This is a genomic window from Aeromonas sp. 602396, assembly GCF_049173735.1.
GTDB lineage: Bacteria > Pseudomonadota > Gammaproteobacteria > Enterobacterales > Aeromonadaceae > Aeromonas > Aeromonas veronii_A.
In genome coordinates this window covers 1-803 of the sequence record NZ_JAAKSD010000031.1, presented here as the reverse complement: position 1 = coordinate 803, position 803 = coordinate 1, and the positions used below count along the sequence as shown (strand labels likewise).

Genomic DNA, 803 nt, shown 5'->3' with positions numbered 1-803 from the left:
GGAACCTGGGGTTGGATCACCTCCTTACCTTAAGATGTCGAAGTTGTTGAGTGTTCACACAGATTGCCTTGATTCAAAGTAGTTAGAGCAAAGACCTGATGCAGTGATGCATCAGCTTCTGTTGTCCAGCCCTCGGGATGGATGAGAGAAAACCTCCTCTGCCGGATAACGGGATGTGAATAGCAGTTTACTGCTACCTGTTGTCTCAGTGCGCAAGCACTGCAAAGCAGACCCGGGGTCCCCTTCGTCTAGAGGCCTAGGACACCGCCCTTTCACGGCGGTAACAGGGGTTCGAATCCCCTAGGGGACGCCACTTCTCTTCTTGCTAACAAGAATGCAGAGTTAAGAAGTTAATTCTTAACTCTGTTTTCTTCGGCCTTGAGCCGTTGCAAACATGCTCTTTAACAATCTGGAAAGCTGATTTAAAAAGTAGTTCTCAAACATTTGTTACAAGTGCTTTGGAAACTTCTTGGCGAAAACCAAATTTTATTTGGTCCTTGTTGTACGACAACAAGCTGTGCCGGTTTCACCGACACTTCTTGGGGTTGTATGGTTAAGTGACTAAGCGTACATGGTGGATGCCTTGGCAGTCAGAGGCGATGAAGGACGTACTAACCTGCGATAAGCTGTGAGAAGTCGGTAAGAGACGCTATTACTCACAGATTTCCGAATGGGGAAACCCACCCGAGATAACTCGGGTATCTGTTACTGAATACATAGGTAACAGAGGCGAACCGGGAGAACTGAAACATCTAAGTACCCCGAGGAAAAGAAATCAACCGAGATTCCCTCAGTAGCGGCGA

Annotated in this window: 1 tRNA gene and 1 rRNA gene; both read left to right on the top strand. The window is 47.4% G+C overall.

The window, feature by feature from the left end:
• Nucleotides 1–237 precede the first annotated feature (237 nt).
• Nucleotides 238–313: transfer RNA gene (locus G5229_RS20545), tRNA-Glu, on the top strand.
• Nucleotides 314–551: 238 nt separating this feature from the next.
• Nucleotides 552–803 (top strand): 23S ribosomal RNA (locus tag G5229_RS20540); the annotation flags it as partial.